Genomic DNA, 17983 nt, shown 5'->3' on the forward strand with positions numbered 1-17983 from the left:
GATTCATTGATACATTTATATTTATCTTTTTATTTCAAAAACTTTTTATGCAACTTTTATATATTAAAAATGAAATGGTTAATCGTGAAAAAATTTTCAATATGACAGGTATATACATTATCGTTGGAATAATACTAATTTTAATCGGTGGAGTTTTTTATTTGTTTTGGGGAATAAGATATGATGGCTGGGGAGATGTTGGCCTAATTTCCTTTGTTTCACCTGTAATAGCATTTGGACTTTTAACAATCTGGCTTGGGGAAATAAAAGGTAAACAGACCCAGATAGTTAAAAAATAATTTTTTTAAATTATCTAAAGTTTAAATCCATCCTTAATATTACATTATTATGAGGTATTGTTTGATTAATGCATATTTTTTATACAATAGTCAGCAAAAAAGATGTTTAAGGGGGAGGGGGGTGCATTTCCGATGGAACTAAAAAAGGGTATACCCCTAAGAACAGCACTTTATAATGAACACTTAAAATTAAATGCAAGAATGACAAATTTTCATGGATGGGAAATGCCTCTTGAATATACAAAAATAGTCGAGGAGCACATGGCTGTAAGAAGAAACGTTGGGATATTTGATGTATCACATATGGGCGATGTTATTATAGAGGGAAATGATGCTAACAAATTTGTTGATTATATATTTCCAACAAAAATTTCAGATTTAAATATTGGTGAATGCACATACACCGCTTTTTTGGATACAGATGGGAAAATGATAGATGATACAATAATATATAAATTATGGGATGATAAATACTTTTTAATACCAAATGCAGCAAATATAGAGAGAATTATAAACTGGTTAAATAAAAATTCCACAGGTTATAGCATTAAAATAATCAACCATTCTGATGAAATATCACATATAGCAGTTCAGGGTCCAAAAACGCCGGAAGTTTTAGGGGAAATGAAAATAGAAATGCCAGAAAACTTTCATTTTTTATTAAATAATATACAATTTTTAAATCCGTTATTAAATGAAAATTTTATGATGGTTTCAGGTACAGGTTATACAGGAGAGAGGGGCGTTGAACTGATAATACCGAATGAAATTGCACCTTCATTATGGGAAAAGCTGCTTGATATAATAAAAAATTATGATGGCAGACCGTGTGGGCTGGGTGCAAGGGATACATTAAGGATGGAAAAGGGAATGCTTTTATCAGGCCAGGATTTTAATGAGGATAAAACTCCTTACGAGGCGTCAGTATCATTTATTGTAAATTTAAACCATGAATTTATAGGAAGGGAAAAATTAATTGAAAACAAAAATAATTTTAAAATTATATTCAGAGGATTTATACTTGAAAATAAGAATATACCAAGACCAGGATTTAAAATATATCATAATGATGATGAAATAGGTTACATTACAAGCGGGTCAGTATCACCAATACTTAACACTGGAATTGGCCTGGGCTATATTAATAAAGATTTTATGAAAAGCAATGAACCAGTTTACATAAAAATTAGGGATAAATATGTAAAAGCACAGATATCAAAACCAAAACTTTTTTAATTTTTTATTTTTTGATTTTTACGAAAGGTAATGATGTTAATATAATTATTAATAAATTTTTCGTATATTATATATAATAATATATAGTTATATATAATTTAATGACTTTATATTTATTTTTATATCTAATGGTATCATATACCTTTTTTTAGTTCCATCGGAAATGCACCCCCCTCCCCCTTCATATAACATTATAATAAATAGAGAATGCATGGAAGACGAAAGATTTAATAATTTTATTAAAATCCAGTGTATTATAATTATAACTGGGCCGATAGATCAGCGGTAGATCGCCTGCTTTGCAAGCAGGAGGGCTCGGGTTCAAATCCCGATCGGTCCATTCTTAAGTTTTTACTTAAAAATATAAAATAAATATCCGTTTAATTCAAAAACTTCTGCGCATGAAAGATTAACTATAAATGAAAAACAAAATTTAACCATATTTTTAAAAAAATCCTCATTAGATAACTTACCAACCCGATTATATAATGTAAATTAGTCAAATGAACGGTATTTATCAATGATGCTGGTCCATTATGTAGGTTCTTCCAGAAGATCTGGAAATAAATCCCAGCCAGATCATATAAACTATATAAGCTATGAGTGAAATTGCGAAACCGTAGATGAACACATCAGAACTTATGTTTTTAGAGGCCACATAATAAAGCACAATTGTTACAATAACCAACGCAACCAAACCCGCAAATGCCTCTGAGAGGAATGAGGAAAGAGGCATGTCAATAATCAGCGGCAAACCTTCCTCCTCACCCTTTTTTAAGAGAAAACTCTGTTTAGTCTTGCAATTTGGACAGATGAACACCCAATTTGATCCAACCCTTACCGCACTTACTGAACCCCATTTGGAATGCCTAAAATTGAATCTGTAATGGCAATTGGGACATTCAGTGTGTGATGTAACCCATGACTTATAATCCCTAATTTTTTTAGCCATAATCTTCTCCCAATATCAATGGTTTTATAATCTAGAGACATTAATAAATATTCTGTTTATTGATAGTTCATAAAAGGTATAATCTGGACGGTTCATGCAATTATTGTTCATTGAATTCCATGAGAAACTATGAGCCAGGGCAAGCCAATTACCTCAAAGATCAAATCTATAATAGGAATACAAAATAAATGTAATTATCCACGATGAATTACATACATCCAAAGGCTCATTTATTGATAATTAAACTATGGAAAAGCATGAAGTGTATTTAGGCAGTAGAATCAAAAGGGCAATCTTTAGATCATTAAACGGTATATTAATACATACAGAGTTACATGTATCATATAATAAAAAAGCAATACCTGAATCATTTCGCAGACTCGAGGGTACTGGCTTGTAACCAGGAAGTTTAAGCATCAAAGATATGATAACCTCTAAAGGTGTTTGTTAACATGGTTAACAAAAACCATAACCTAATTTTTCAAACATTATGAGGTGCCTATCAAGATATTAAATGAATTTAATCTTCTGGAGGTTAATTTTTTTATGCTTGAAGGCAAAATGGTTGGTGTGCAATTGTAACCCTTGCTGGTAAATCAAGATATTGAATATATAATATTTTTTTAAATTCAACAAATAACACACTAAAAAAGATCTTAAGCAATATATTAAGTATTGTATAATAAATTTAGAATAAAAATACTCATAGAAAATAGTTACAAAAAATAACAAATATCTTTAAAAAAATGTCCAAATCATTAATAGTATAACTTATAAAAATAAAAAATTTTTACAATGTTAATCATTTTTAGGCAATAAATTATAATTCTAGGCAATTAAAACTTTTATTTCTTTTTATTCCATTTAAATTATTTTTAAAGTATTTGTAATAAACATAACAAATGAATAATTTAATAGTTAAGTATTTATTTCTTTTAGATATACAATTTTATATGATGAAATATGAGGAAGAATACTGGATAGATTATATTAAAAACAATGAGTTAAATAAAAAAGAAGCCTCTGAACTTTTAAATCTTGATATATATTCCCTGATGAAAATTGGAGATTCATTGAGATCATTTGATACAGGTGATACTGTATCATATGCAGTATCGTATAATATAAACTATACAAATTATTGTACTGCATCATGCCCAATATGCGCATTTTATACACCATATAAGATTAAAAAATATGAAATTAATAAACCAAATAAAAAGGGATATGAGCTCTCTCTTGACGATATTAAAAAAGATATAGAAAAGGCAAAGGCTCTTAACGTTACAGAAATACATATAGTTGGAGGATTTAATCCAGATTTATCAATAGAATATTACGAATCGCTTTTTAAGGAGGTTAAAAAATACCTTCCTGATGTTACCCTAAAGGCATTTACCATTCCGGAAATTGATTTTATATCAAGAACCCATGGTGTATCAATTAAGGACCTTATTCAAAGGTTAAAGGAGGCTGGAATGGATGCGCATACAGGCGGTGGGGCGGAAATTTTTAACGAAAATGTCAGAAAATTAATAACCACACCTGAAAAGATATCCGGTGAGAAATGGCTGGAGGATGCAAAATTAATACACAGCCTTGGAATTTACGGAAATTCCACAATGACATACGGGCATCTTGAAAATTTTGATGATATTATAGATCATATGATAAGGTTAAGAGATAATCAGATTGACACACCCGGATTTCTATCATTTATACCATTGAAATTTAGCATTGAAAACACACCATTATACAAAATGGGGAAGGTTAGGTATCCATCTTCTGGCGATAAGGATATTAAGGTTTATGCACTTGCACGTGCAATTCTTGGCAAGTCGATACGGAATATAAGCGTTTACTGGGTGGCCCTTGGAAAGGAAATGGCACAAATTGCACTTTTGTCTGGTGGAAGTGATCTGGTGGGCACCGCATTTAGTGAAAAGGTCTTCGGTGCCACAAACAGGAAAACATCAACATCCATTGAAGAATTAAACCATCTTATTAATGAAATAGGCAGGATTCCGGCTCTTAGGGATACATTTTATAACTTAAAGGAGTACTACTGAAATGTATGGAATAATAAATTTAATTCACTCAGACCCTTTATTTTATGCACTTAATAATAAGATTGAAATTAAAAGGGATACTGCGTTTAATATTTTAGGGATGATAGAAAAAGACGAACTTGATGCCGGCATGGTATCACTGGTTCAATTTTTAAATTCTGATCTAAAATTAATCGAGACCGCAAACATACACACATTATCAAATACAATGTCAACACTTTTAATATCCAGAAATAAACACATAGAAAATAATATTGAAATAGCTGTTACATCCTTAACGGCAACAACGTCATTTTATCTAAGCCTAATTTTAAATAAAATGGGAATAAAATATGAACTTATTAAATCAAAATATACTGATGCCCAACATCTTTTGAATAATAATGATTATGCACTGGTAATTGGTGATGACGCACTCCTTGCATATAAATCAAATTATAATATAATTTTTGATATAGGTTATGAATTTTCAAGGCTTTTCAATTTAATGCCGGTATATGCAGTAACAGCCTCAAAAAGGGACTTTGACCATAAAATCATTGATAATGCAATTGCTGCATCAAAAAATTATGTGGAAAAATCAATAATAAAAAACCAGGCAAAGGTTAAAAAAGAGATTTTAAAATTCTATTATAACACAATAAAATATGATTATAACTTTGAGGTTAATGAAACGGTAAATTTTTTAAAAAACATTATTTTAAAAAATGAATATATAAATCAATAAATTTTTACTGTTCTGTAAAGATTATCACGTTCCACTGGAACCATACCAAGCTGTTTAATTGAATTTATTATCATCTCGCTTCTTAAATTTCCAACATTTTTTCCTGTAGCAGGTATCACCTTTTCATCGTATATGGTTCCTCCCCAGTCATTGGCACCAAATAATATTGCCATCTGCGCCATGTTTATCCCATTTGTTAACCAGGAACTTTGAATAACAGGCAGATAATTGTTAAATACTATCCTGGATATTGCTATATTCCTGAGAACATCAGCACCACCTGACCTGTATTTTATTTGGTTTCCAAGCTCTGTGTTTCCCGGCTCAAAATTCCATGGTGTAAATGATAAAAAGCCATGATATTTCTTTTGTAAATTAAGTATTGATAATAAATGATTTGCCTTATCCTCAGACGTTTCAATATGCCCAAACATCATGGTGGCAGAGGTTTTTATCCCCAGTTTATGCGCCTCCTCCATAATTTCAAGCCATTCCTTTCCACTATTTTTGGGCCTTCCCATTCTGACCCTGACATTATCATCAAGTATTTCTGCTCCTGCCCCGGGTATTGTTTCAAGTCCACTATCTCTCAATTTTATTAACAGATCCCTTACACTAATATGGGATTTAATTGATATAAAATGAAGTTCCGCTGTTGAAAGTCCATGTATGCCGATTTCCGGGAATTCCCTTTTTATTCTTGAAAATAATGATGTATAATAATCAAGATTTAAATGCGGGTTAACACCGCCCTGAATAAGCAGCTGCCTTATTCCATATGGCCTGTATTTTCCTATTTCATTAATTACCTCATCCTCTGATAAAGTGTATTTATCATTATCCGAATCTGTTCTGTAAAATGCACAGAATTTACATCTTACATTGCATATATTTGTATAATTTAATATTAAATTTGAAACAAAAGAAACCCTGTTTCCAGAAATTTTATCGGTTATTTTCCTTGCCATTTTTCCAAGATCCCTTAGATCAGCCTCATCATACATGTATATTATATCATTAATATCGGGGTCCTCACCGTTATCAACCTTTTTTTCTATAGATTCAAGCTTATTAAATGAAAGCATGAGATTAACATTATTATTTTTTATAAATAGTTTATTGCTATTAAATATTTATTAATAAATCAATAAATAGTTTTTTTAAGAATGATACAATAACAATACATGGAAATGATAATTGCGCATACTCCAGATCCCGATGATGCTTTTATGTTTTATGCAATGTTTGAGCATAAAATAAAGACATCATTTGAATACAGGCAGGTTGTTAAGGACATAGAGACATTAAACAAGGAGGCTATTAACAATCTTTATGATGTTACAGCAATATCCGCAAATGGATATATAAGGGTATCAGATAAATACGATCTTACCGCCTCTGGTGCAAGCTTTGGAATAAACTATGGTCCAATAGTGGTTGCAAAGAAGCAAATAGATCTAAAGAATGCAGTAATAGGCCAGCCCGGAACATATACTTCTTCATTTATGCTGTACAGAATGTTCAACGATTCCAGGGAATATAAGGAAATAAGATTTGACCAGATTACCAATGAAATATTAAAAGGTACAATAGATGCCGGGATACTGATACATGATGAACAGCTTAAATTCCAGGACAAGGGTTTAATTAAAATTCTTGATCTTTATGATCAGTGGAGGGCATATGCCGGTGATCTTCCTGTGCCCCTGGGATTTAATGCTATTAGAAAATCACTATCTTTGGAGGATAAACTAAAATATAGAGAAGACTTCGAAAATTCAATAAAATATGCATTTGATCATGAGGATGATGCTGTTAAATACGCCATGAAATATTCCAGATATAATGACTTTGAGCTGGAAAGAAAATTTATTAAAATGTATGTGAACGAACTATCCATAGACTTTGGTGAGAGAGGAAAGAAGGCACTTGAAATGTACTATAAAAAGGCAGCAGAAAGAAATCTCATAAGTCCATTCACACCTGTAATAGTTTAAAATTTTTAAAATTCAATTATAATAAACAATTTAATAATGTTTAATAAATTATTATCAATTTAGCTTGTATGATAATATTAAAGCTTGGTGGCAGTATAATTACAGACAAAAAAACATACAGAAAATTTGAGGAGGATAGGACAAGAAAAATTATTGCTGAAATATCAAAAATTAAAGATAAATTTATTATTATACATGGAGGCGGATCTTTTGGCCACATAATGGCCAAGGAATATAACATACCGGGCAGGCTTAATAAAAGGTCATTATATTACATGAGCCTTATACATTATGATATGTCAGATCTCAATATGAGGGTTTCAAAAATTCTTTCAGAGTACGGCATGGGAAATATACCGGTGCCACCATCAGCATATATTTATGGCAAAAAAAAGAATTATGACATCTTTAGGTATTATGTAAAAAATAATATTATGCCTGTGAGTTATGGAGATGTTTACATAAAAAATAGAAATTACATTGGCATATATTCTGGAGATGATATAATTTATGATCTATCAAGAATATTCATGCCGGAAAAGGTTATATTTTTTAGTGATGTTGATGGTATATTTGATAAAAATCCAAAAATACATAAGGATGCAAAACTGCTAAAAACAGTGAATAAAGATTTTAATTTTGAAAATGATTCAATAGATGTTACTGGTGGAATTATTAATAAGTACAATTCAATGGTTAAAATTTCAAAACTTGGCATAAAAGTTTATTTAATAAATGGATTATATCCAGAGAGAATAAAAGATATAGGAAAAGATAATTTTTATGGAACGGTGGTATAATTGATTGAAAATAGAAAGGAGGAGCACATAAACATAGCAGAAAACGAAAATGTAACTTCCGAGCATAATTACTGGGATGATATAAGAATAATACACAGGGCATTGCCGGAAATAAATTATGATGAAATAGATACCAGGGTAAGGTTTTTAAACTCGGATTTTGCATATCCATTTATAATATCTTCCATGACAGGCGGTACTGAAAAGGCAAAAAAAATAAACGGGAACCTTGCAAGGGCCGCAGAGGAATTTAATATTGGCATGGGCGTAGGTAGCATGCGGGCTGTTATAGAGAATAGAAATCTGGAGGATACATTTTCTGTAATAAATGATTATAAAATACCCGCAAAGTTTGCAAATATTGGTGCACCACAGTTAATAGACCAATCATCAAGGGCGCTTACATCAAGGGATATAGACTATATTTTTAACTTAATAAACGCAAGCTATTTGATTGTTCATTTTAATTTTCTACAGGAAATGGTTCAGCCCGAGGGAGATAGAAACGCAAGAGGCGTTATCAATAGAATTAAGGAGCTTGCAGGGTCTTATCCTGTTATTGCCAAGGAGACCGGAAATGGATTTTCCCATGAGGATGCACTGGCCCTGAAGGATGCAGGTGTTAAGGCCATTGATGTTGGGGGTCTTGGTGGGACCTCATTCGCGGCAATAGAATATTACCGCGCATTAAAAATAAAGGACGAGGAAAAAATGCACTCTGGAAAAACATTCTGGAACTGGGGCATACCATCGCCAGCATCAATTAAATACTGTAATGTGGGTTTACCAATTATCGGTAGTGGTGGCCTCAGAAACGGACAGGATATAGCAAAATCAATAATTATGGGCGCCACAATGGCTGGCATGGCCAGAAATTTCCTGAAGGACGCAGATACATCATATGATGAATTGAAAAATCATATAAATAATATAATCAGGGACATAAAAATAACAATGTTTCTTACATCATCGCCCAATATTGAATCATTAAAAAAGGCAAAGTTTATATTATTAGAACCTTTATTATCATGGTTTGAGGTGTAAATATGAATGAAACATTAACAGATAAGCAATGCCCAAACTGTAACAGTTATCTGTATTACATAGAATATGATACCGAAATTCCTTATGAGGGTAAAATTACAATAAAAACATATACATGCAAAACATGCTATTATAAAAACGTATCAATACAGAGGCATGAAAGGGAAAAACCCAAGGTCATGCTATTAAGGATAACCGGCAAGAATGATCTTAAAACAATAATATACAGGTCCCCTGATGCATATATAAAAATACCAGAAATAGATGCAGAAATATCCCCGGGAATAGCATCCAATGGTTATATTACAACAGCCGAGGGAATAATAACAAGTATTAAGGAAAAATTATCATTAATGGGCAATAATAAGGAAACTAAAGTTCTTGAGGAACGCATAAATAATATACTAAAAAGTAACAGTGAGGAAATCACAATAATTATAGACGATGACAGCGGTAAAAGCAAAATAAACAGCAGCAAGGCAAAAGTTATCGAAAAGCCTATATAAATTCGCAAAAATAAATAATTTTATATAAAGCATTTTAATATTCACTTGGATATTTATGGTTACAACTGTAGATGCTTTGTTAGCAATAGCTGCGTCAATAGCAATAGCAGGGGGTCTTATCGGTACTGGTATGGCTCAGCAGGGTATTGGTGCGGCCGGTATGGGTATAATAGCAGAAAAGCCAGAAAAGTTTGGTCAGGTTCTGTTCTTCTTTGTTATTCCGGAAACCCTCTGGATTATAGGTTTTGTGCTCGGTATAATACTGCTTCTGCATGTAATATGATGCTCTATGTCCCTTGAAAGCATATTAAATGAAATAGACAGGTCCCGGGAGGATGAAATTCAAAAAATCAATCAGTACTATGAAGAGCAAATTAAGAACGTAAGGGAAGCATGCAATAAAAAAATAAAGGAACTGCAGGAATATTATGCGCTAAAACAAAAAGATGATTCAAAATTAATCATAAAGCAGTATGAGGACCAGATTAAAATTCAGATCAAGCAGATAATAGATAATAAGAAAAAGGAAATAATTAATTCAGCACTTGATAAGGCCAAATCATATATAACCTCACTAAATAAATCCTCAAGATATCCGGAATTGCTAGAAATTATGGTTGATACATCAATTAAGAAGCTCGGTAAGGACATTATTGTTGAATGCTCAGAATCTGATATGGAAAAAATTAAGGCCATGAATAAGGTAAATCCAAAAAATGTAGAGGCAAATTCAGGAATAAAATCGGGAATCATAGCATATTCTCCAGACCGCCTAAAAATGCTGGATTTAACCTTAAATACAATATTTAAAGAAATTTCTGATGACATACTTGCTTACTTCTATGAAAATGTAAAATAGGTGTGATAAATGAACACTGCATATTCTGGAAGTTTTGGAAGGCTAAAGGTTCATTATAATGATTTCCTAGGCAATGAATTTATAAAATCACTTCTTGACCTTGAAATAAAAGATATTAAATTGCGGCTTTATGAAACATCCTATAAGGATGATATTGATAAATCATCAGTAATAAATTCATCAGAGCTTGATATTCTAATAGCTGCCATAAACAGGCATATAATAAATAATTCCAGAATTGCAATATTTGCAGTGCCTCCTGAAATTAAGAATTATATAAAAACATATATATCAAAATGGGACATTGAATCTATCAAGGCGATTTTAATATCAAAGATAATAAAGCATGAAATTAAATATAACGATAGTTTTATCATAAGTTTCAGGGATATTCCACTTGGTATTTTTGCCGGTAACTTAAGTTATGAGGATTTTAGGTCAATGCTCTCCAGGCCTGATGTGGAATCCCTTGTAAATTACCTAGTTTCATATGGGTATAATTATCTGCTGCAGTATATAGACGAGTTCAAAAAAACCGGAGATATTTATCCGCTGCTTTCCTCCCTTGATTCTCATTATTATAATGAACTGGCAGATCAGGCAAAATTTTTTAACGGTGATGAGGGAATATTAATAAATTATACAAAGGAGTATATAGATATAAAAAATATTTTAACTGTTATTAAAGGCATAGAGTTAAAGGTATCATATGACAGCATTGAAAGGTACTTAATAGACAATGGAAACTTAACAAAAAATATATTATCAGATCTTTTCAGGTCAAATAACACCGTTGATGTACTTAAAGTCTTTAAGGACTATGACCTTGAGGATGCCATAGAATATTACCAAAAATATGGAAGCCTGTCAATGTTTGAAATATCAATGAGAAAGGCACTTCTTGAAAAATATCTTCCATTAATGATGAGAACCACTGGAGCCCCATTTATACTTGGATATATACTAACAGCAGAAAGGGAGAGAGATAATTTAAGGACAATACTGATCGGGAAATCATACAACCTTGACAGGAAGCTAATAGAAAGGATGCTGATGTAAATGGATAATATCTGTGTAATTGGAGAAAGAGAGGTTGCGATGGGCTTTAAGCTCATAGGAATTAATGATACATTCATAGTTGATATTAATGAGGCAGCCCTTAAACTGAGGGAGATATTTTCGTCAGGAAAGTATAATGTTATTCTTGCCTCACAGTCAATTCAAAAGTATTTAAAGGAGGATGAATTAAATCTGTATAATACCTCAATAAATCCTCTTGTGGTATTTATCCCTGTTCCAGGCGTAACAGAAGAGGAATCGGTATATGAACTTGCCAAAAGAATACTGGGAATAGATATAGGTGATTAAATGGAGAATAAAGGTATAATTTATAGTGTTTCTGGTCCGGTTGTTGTTGCAACAGATGTTAATGGAAAGATGTTTGATGTTGTCCGGGTTGGCAACCTCGGACTTGTGGGTGAAATAATCAAAATTGTGGATAATAAATCAACAATACAGGTATATGAGGATACAAGCGGGTTAAAACCCGGTGAGCCTGTATATTCCACTGGAAAGCCCCTTTCAGTTGAGCTCGGTCCAGGGCTCCTTAAATCAATTTATGATGGTATTCAAAGGCCACTGGATGTAATTAAATCGGAAACAGGGGATTTTATTGTGAGGGGAGCCTCAGCACCACCACTTGATGAAAATAAGGAATGGGATTTCAAACCTATTTTAAAGGAGGGTGATGAGGTTAACCAGGGTTATATTATAGGAGAGGTTCAGGAAACAGAACTGATAGTTCATAAGATAATGGTGCCTGAGGGTGTTAAGGGCATAATAAAGGAAATTAAGGAGGGCAAGTTTAAGGTTTCTGATACAGTATGCATAATAGAAAATGAAAAAAACGACTATGAAATTAAGCTTAAACAGATATGGCCCGTAAGGAAGGCCAGAAGGGTATTTTTAAAATTCGCACCTGAAATACCATTAATTACAGGTCAGAGAGTAATAGATTCATTCTTTCCTGTTGCAAAGGGTGGAACCGTTGCCGTCCCGGGGCCTTTTGGGTCTGGAAAAACTGTAATTCAGCATCAGCTATCAAAATGGTCTGACGCAGATATAACTGTTTACGTTGGCTGTGGTGAGCGTGGCAATGAAATGACAGAAATTTTAACAACGTTCCCGGAACTTCAGGACCCAAAGAGTGGAAAGCCACTTATGGAAAAAACAATATTAATTGCAAATACATCAAATATGCCGGTAGCAGCAAGAGAGGCAAGCATATACACCGGTGTTACCATTGCGGAATATTACCGTGATATGGGATATGATGTCGCATTAATGGCAGATTCAACAAGCCGCTGGGCTGAGGCTTTAAGGGAAATATCCGGAAGGCTGGAGGAGATGCCTGGTGAGGAGGGCTATCCGGCATATCTTGGCAGAAGGATATCTGAATTTTATGAGAGATCTGGAAATGCCCAGATAATACCTGAAGATGACAGGGTCGGATCTGTTACATTAATAGGTGCGGTATCACCTCCAGGCGGTGATCTTTCTGATCCTGTGGTCCAGAACACATTAAGGGTAACAAGGGTATTCTGGGCACTGGATGCATCACTTGCATCAAGGAGGCACTTCCCATCAATCAACTGGCTCAACAGTTACTCATTGTATCTCGATTCATTATCAGGATGGTTTAAGAACAATGTTGATCCAAAATGGATGGACGTTCATTCATTAATGATGAGCACACTTCAGAAGGAGGCAGAGCTTCAGGAGATAGTACAGCTTGTTGGTTATGATTCTCTTCCAGAAAAGCAGAAAAATATACTTGATATTGCCCGGGTAATAAGAGAGGATTTCCTGCAGCAGAATGCATTTGATGACATTGATACCTACTGTTCAATTAAAAAACAGTACGAAATGTTAATGATTATTAAAACATTAAATGATTATCAGGAAAAGGCAATAGATTCAGGCAGAAAGGTATCCCAGACCTCAGCACTGCCAGTCAGGGCAAAAATATCAAGAATGAAGGAAGTAAAGGAGGAGGATTTCGAGAAATTTTATAATGATATAATTAAGGAAATAGCCGATGAATACGGCACAATCATAGAGGGTGTTCAAAATGTCTGAAATTATTTATAAATCAATTAGCCAGATTAATGGGCCGCTTCTATTTGTAAACGATGTGAAAAATGCATCATACAACGAAATAGTGGATGTTATTCTGGACAGTGGTGAGAGGGTTAAGGGCCAGGTTCTTGAAACAAGAAACGGTGTGGCTGTCGTTCAGGTATATGGTTCCACAACAAGCATGAGCCCCCAGGGCACCGGTGTAAAATTAACTGGAAGCACATTTAAGCTTCCAGTATCAGATGATATGCTTGGCAGAATTTTTAATGGCTTTGGAGAACCCATAGATAACGGGCCAAAAATATATTCCAAGGAAAAGGTGGATATAACAGGTGCTGCAATAAATCCATATTCAAGGGAGGAACCAAGTGAATTTATACAGACTGGTATATCAACAATAGACGGCATGAATACCCTTGTCATGGGACAGAAGCTGCCAATATTTTCAGGTGCAGGGCTATCACATAACAGGCTGGCAACGCAGATAGCCAGGCAGGCAACCACACTTAACGGCAGTGAAAAATTTGGTGTGGTCTTTGGAGCAATAGGCATAACCAGTGAGGAGGCCAATTATTTCATGAGGCAGTTCCAGAATTCTGGGGCATTATCAGACTCGGTTATATTCCTGAATCTTGCCTCTGACCCATCAATGGACAGGATTATTCTGCCAAGGGTTGCATTAACAACAGCAGAATATCTTGCATATGAGAAGGATATGAACGTCCTTGTTATTTTAACAGATATGACAAATTACTGTGAGGCACTGAGGGAAATTTCATCCTCCAGGGATGAAATACCGGGAAGAAGGGGATATCCAGGATACATGTATACAGATTTAAGCACGATATATGAAAGGGCTGGAAAAATAAAAGGCAGGAAGGGCTCAATAACACAGATACCAATATTAACAATGCCCGGGGATGATATAACAAATCCTGTTCCAGATCTCACCGGTTATATAACAGAGGGGCAGATAACACTATCAAGAGATCTTAACAGGAAAAATATTTACCCTGAGGTCGATGTGCTTTTATCCCTTTCAAGATTGATGAATCAGGGTATAGGTGCAGACCATACAAGGGAGGATCACCGTGGTTTGGCAGACCAGCTATATGCATCCTATGCCAAGGGTAAGGACGCCAGATCACTGAGTGAAATAGTCGGTGAGGAGGCACTGAGTGAAACCGATAAATTATACCTTAAATTTGGCGATGATTTCGAAAATAGATATGTTAATCAGGGTGATGCAAACAGGTCAATAGAGGAAACATTAAACCTGGGCTGGGACCTTCTTTCAGTGCTGCCTGTTGAGGAAATGAAAAAGGTTAAATCAGCTCATATATCAAAATATGGCAAATGGGATAGTAATGGCAAATAATGTTAGATTAACAAGAATAGAATTAATGAATACCAAAAAAAGGATCAAGGTTGCATCCAGAGGACTTGATCTTTTGAAAATGAAAAGGGCAGCACTTGTCATGGAATTTATGAAGATTAACAGTGAAATAAAGGGATTAAGGGAAAATGTAAGAAATGATATTGAACTTGGGATAAATGAAATTAAAATGTCAGAGATTATAGACGGTACCCTTGAAATTGAAAGGGTATCATACATGTCATCAAATCCTGAGGTGTTAATAAATACAAAAAACATTATGGGTGTAAAAATACCAGATTTAAATGTAAATATAAGCAAAAATACACTTAGCAATGAATATCTCGTTTCATCTGTACCGGTGTCTGTTTATGATGCAATATTAACATTTAAAAAAATTTTCAGTGAATTGCTTGTAATTGCACAAAAAGAAAGTTCAATGAGAAAATTATTGTATGAAATAGATAAAACCAACAGAAGGTCAAATGCCATAGAAAATATAATGATACCCAGATTAAACTTAAATTTAAAGATAATAAAGGAACATCTGGATGAAAGGGAAAGAGATTCATTCTCAACATTAAAATTTGTTAAAAGTCACGTGGTTGAAAATGAAGAATAATTTAGAAAAATTTAGAACCATAAAAAAGACTTTATTCGTTATTAATATAATGGCAACAGTGGTATTTATAATTATAATGGCGGTGGTGTTATTTAAATGACAGAAATAGATCAGCTAAAGGTTATTAAGGATAAGGAGGAAGAAAATAAAAAAATAATTGAGAAGTTAAAATCGGAAAAGGAGGCAGAACTAAACGAGATCAAAAATACATGCAACGATAGGGCTAAGAATATGGAAAATGAAATAATCAATAATTATAATAAGGCAATGCAGGAAATAAAGGATGAAGAAAAGAAAAAACTTGCAGACGCAACGGATCGTGTTAAGGCAAAATCAGAAGTAATGAAATTAGATCTCTCAAATAAAGAAATAGAGGATTATGTATTTAAGAAACTTGTAGATTATATAAAAGAGTGAGCTTTATGCTAAGGCCAGAAAAAATGGTAAAAATCCGCGTGGTTGGTACACTAGAAAAAAAGGATGTTATTATAGATGACCTTCACGACCTTGGCGTGATGCAAATTGAAAATGTTGATCCATCAGTAATAAAAATATTTGACAGGCAGGTAAATGAGGAGGATTATAAAACAATATCAGATTATCTTGCTGAATTCAGGGGATATATATCCATACTTCCAAAAAAACCTATTAAAAATAAGGTTTATTTTAATTCATACAATGATTTAATATCAGAAATATCAAAAATAAACATTAAGGATGAATTAAATGACCTAAAATCAAAAGAGGATGCATATCTTGGAGATATAAGGGAAAATGAGAATTTTATAAGAATATTCACCATAATTAAGGATTTTAATATAGATGTATCAGCATTGAATAATTCATACGTTGAAAGCTTTTTAATAGAGGTAAATGATAAAATTGAAAAATTATCGGCAGACTACATGAATAAAATACGAACCGGTAATTATTATCTTGTTACCATAAATAGAAAATATGAGGATAAATTTTTACCATCATTATCGGGTTTATCATCTCAAATATTACACATACCCGAATTTAATGGCACACCAAGCAAGATAATTAATGATTGCAATAAAAAAATTGAGGAGGATAGGAAAAATCTTGAGATTATAAGCAACGAATTAAACAAAATTTCAGATACATATTATGAGAAAATAGTCCAGATAGAGGAACAGCTTGAGGTTGAATACAAGGAGGCAGAGATTTCAGGTCAGATAGCAGCCACAGGAAATGTATTTGCACTTGAGGGCTGGATAGCACAGAAGGATTTTGATAAAACCATGTATATAATAGAAAAAGATACAGATAATCAGGTAATTATACAGAAGATAAAAACAAAGGAGGACCCACCAACACAGCTTTCAAATCCAAAGCATTTAAAAATATTTGAGTTTTTCATCAGGTTTTATTCATTACCAAAGGAATATGAAATAGACCCAACATTGATATTTGCCATAATATTTCCAATATTCTTTGGTGTTATGGTTGGTGATGCAGGTTACGGCCTTGTTATATTATTATTCTCACTTTTTATAATTCACAGACTTAACCATCCACCGGCAGTTAGCCATATACCAAAAAAATTAACGAATTTTGTTTTTATGATAATGGGTAAAAACGCATTAATGAATCTGGCCAAGGCACTTATTCCAGGGTCCATAATTGCAATCGCTGTTGGACTTTACTTTAACGCCTTCTTTGGCTTCACAATTTACCCACCATTTCATGTGGCACAGAGGCCGATTCCGGTTATTTATATAGGAAAATTGCTTTTAATTTCAGGATATATTGGTCTTGGACTGGTTACATTTGGTTTTATACTTGGCATTATTAATAATATTTATATAAATCATAAAAAAGAATCAGTTGCAAAGTTTGGCTGGATACTTCTTGCCTGGGCTCTTGCCATACTTGGTCTTAATTTAATACACAGGATATCACTGTCGCCTACAAATTTCTCATCATTATTGGGTTACATAATGTTTGCAGTGGGCTTTGTCCTGATTATTGCCTTTGAGGGGACTCAGAGCCTCATGGAAATTCCATCCATAATAAGTCATATACTATCATATACAAGGATTGTGGGTATACTCCTGGCATCTGTTGTATTGGCCCTTGTCATAAACACTGTATTTGTGTCAACACTTTCGGGACCAATTTACTTTGTGGTTCTTGGTTTAATAATACTTATATTTGGACAGTTATTCAATTTAATCATAGCTGTTTTTGAACCAGGCATACAGGGGGCAAGGCTTTTATACGTTGAATTTTTCTCAAAGTTTTACTTCGGAAACGGAAGACAGTTCCATCCATTTAAAACAGACAGAAAATATACATTAAGAAAATTTGACAGGACAAAATAAAGAAATATTAA

Annotated in this window: 19 protein-coding genes and 1 tRNA gene; 18 read left to right on the top strand and 2 right to left on the bottom strand. The window is 33.2% G+C overall.

Features of this window, described 5'->3' with window-relative positions; genetic code table 11:
* Positions 1–74: 74 nt before the first annotated feature.
* The 3 genes from QXW15_RS05145 (at position 75) to QXW15_RS05155 (ending at position 1875) form a co-directional block, all read left to right on the top strand.
* Positions 75–299 carry a hypothetical protein gene (locus QXW15_RS05145; RefSeq protein ID WP_048102186.1) on the top strand — a complete coding sequence of 75 codons (225 nt, stop codon included), beginning with the start codon at positions 75–77 and terminating at the stop codon, positions 297–299.
* A 132-nt stretch (positions 300–431) separates the two neighbouring features.
* Positions 432–1535, top strand: coding sequence for a glycine cleavage system aminomethyltransferase GcvT (gene gcvT, locus QXW15_RS05150; RefSeq protein WP_048102185.1), 1104 nt, complete (start codon positions 432–434; stop codon positions 1533–1535).
* A gap of 268 nt (positions 1536–1803) precedes the next feature.
* Positions 1804–1875: transfer RNA gene (locus tag QXW15_RS05155), tRNA-Ala, on the top strand.
* 177 nt (positions 1876–2052) lie between these two features.
* Here QXW15_RS05155 and QXW15_RS05160 read toward each other — a convergent pair.
* The gene (locus QXW15_RS05160) at positions 2053–2487 is read right to left on the bottom strand and encodes a hypothetical protein (protein WP_048102059.1); all 435 of its coding nucleotides are present in this window, start codon (positions 2485–2487) and stop codon (positions 2053–2055) included.
* A 953-nt stretch (positions 2488–3440) separates the two neighbouring features.
* Between QXW15_RS05160 and QXW15_RS05165 the strand changes: the two genes are divergently transcribed.
* Entirely contained in the window at positions 3441–4556 is a 1116-nt protein-coding gene (locus tag QXW15_RS05165; protein WP_048102184.1) for a radical SAM protein, read from the top strand.
* 1 nt (position 4557) lies between these two features.
* Entirely contained in the window at positions 4558–5283 is a 726-nt protein-coding gene (locus QXW15_RS05170; protein WP_054964153.1) for an MqnA/MqnD/SBP family protein, read from the top strand.
* On the opposite strand, the gene mqnC is transcribed toward QXW15_RS05170, so the two are convergent.
* Positions 5277–6368: a cyclic dehypoxanthinyl futalosine synthase gene (gene mqnC / locus QXW15_RS05175; RefSeq protein WP_055032542.1), complete on the bottom strand. Its 1092-nt coding sequence runs from the start codon at positions 6366–6368 to the stop codon at positions 5277–5279. The two genes, QXW15_RS05170 and mqnC, sit on opposite strands and share 7 nt — an antisense overlap.
* A gap of 99 nt (positions 6369–6467) precedes the next feature.
* On the opposite strand from mqnC, the gene QXW15_RS05180 reads away from it, so the two are divergent.
* The 13 genes from QXW15_RS05180 (at position 6468) to QXW15_RS05240 (ending at position 17972) form a co-directional block, all read left to right on the top strand.
* On the top strand, positions 6468–7280 hold the full coding sequence (locus tag QXW15_RS05180; protein ID WP_054964151.1) for an MqnA/MqnD/SBP family protein: 813 nt from the start codon (positions 6468–6470) through the stop codon (positions 7278–7280).
* 68 nt (positions 7281–7348) lie between these two features.
* Entirely contained in the window at positions 7349–8080 is a 732-nt protein-coding gene (locus QXW15_RS05185) for an isopentenyl phosphate kinase (RefSeq protein ID WP_054964150.1), read from the top strand.
* Positions 8081–9124 (top strand): type 2 isopentenyl-diphosphate Delta-isomerase, encoded by a 1044-nt coding sequence (gene fni / locus QXW15_RS05190; RefSeq protein ID WP_048102054.1) that lies wholly within the window; start codon positions 8081–8083, stop codon positions 9122–9124.
* 2 nt (positions 9125–9126) lie between these two features.
* Positions 9127–9630 (top strand): ZPR1 zinc finger domain-containing protein, encoded by a 504-nt coding sequence (locus tag QXW15_RS05195; RefSeq protein WP_048102053.1) that lies wholly within the window; start codon positions 9127–9129, stop codon positions 9628–9630.
* Positions 9631–9685: 55 nt separating this feature from the next.
* The gene (locus tag QXW15_RS05200; protein ID WP_048102052.1) at positions 9686–9913 is read left to right on the top strand and encodes an ATPase; all 228 of its coding nucleotides are present in this window, start codon (positions 9686–9688) and stop codon (positions 9911–9913) included.
* Between the two features lie 6 nt (positions 9914–9919).
* Positions 9920–10489, top strand: coding sequence for a hypothetical protein (locus QXW15_RS05205; protein WP_048102051.1), 570 nt, complete (start codon positions 9920–9922; stop codon positions 10487–10489).
* A gap of 9 nt (positions 10490–10498) precedes the next feature.
* The gene (locus tag QXW15_RS05210) at positions 10499–11548 is read left to right on the top strand and encodes a V-type ATPase subunit (RefSeq protein ID WP_048102050.1); all 1050 of its coding nucleotides are present in this window, start codon (positions 10499–10501) and stop codon (positions 11546–11548) included.
* Entirely contained in the window at positions 11549–11857 is a 309-nt protein-coding gene (locus QXW15_RS05215) for a V-type ATP synthase subunit F (RefSeq protein WP_048102049.1), read from the top strand.
* The gene (locus QXW15_RS05220; protein ID WP_055040856.1) at positions 11858–13627 is read left to right on the top strand and encodes a V-type ATP synthase subunit A; all 1770 of its coding nucleotides are present in this window, start codon (positions 11858–11860) and stop codon (positions 13625–13627) included.
* Positions 13620–15005: a V-type ATP synthase subunit B gene (locus QXW15_RS05225; protein ID WP_054964146.1), complete on the top strand. Its 1386-nt coding sequence runs from the start codon at positions 13620–13622 to the stop codon at positions 15003–15005. Before QXW15_RS05220 ends, QXW15_RS05225 begins: the two co-directional genes overlap by 8 nt.
* The gene (locus tag QXW15_RS05230; protein ID WP_082180468.1) at positions 14995–15624 is read left to right on the top strand and encodes a V-type ATP synthase subunit D; all 630 of its coding nucleotides are present in this window, start codon (positions 14995–14997) and stop codon (positions 15622–15624) included. The genes QXW15_RS05225 and QXW15_RS05230 overlap by 11 nt, the downstream gene beginning before the upstream one ends.
* Positions 15625–15720: 96 nt before the next feature.
* Positions 15721–16041 (top strand): hypothetical protein, encoded by a 321-nt coding sequence (locus QXW15_RS05235; RefSeq protein ID WP_055040855.1) that lies wholly within the window; start codon positions 15721–15723, stop codon positions 16039–16041.
* A 5-nt stretch (positions 16042–16046) separates the two neighbouring features.
* A complete protein-coding gene (locus tag QXW15_RS05240) occupies positions 16047–17972 on the top strand; it encodes a V-type ATP synthase subunit I (protein WP_048102044.1) in 1926 nt (641 codons plus the stop codon).
* Positions 17973–17983: the final 11 nt, after the last annotated feature.

Origin of the sequence: Acidiplasma sp., from assembly GCF_038728925.1 — an archaeon.
GTDB classification, from domain to species: domain Archaea; phylum Thermoplasmatota; class Thermoplasmata; order Thermoplasmatales; family Thermoplasmataceae; genus Acidiplasma; species Acidiplasma aeolicum.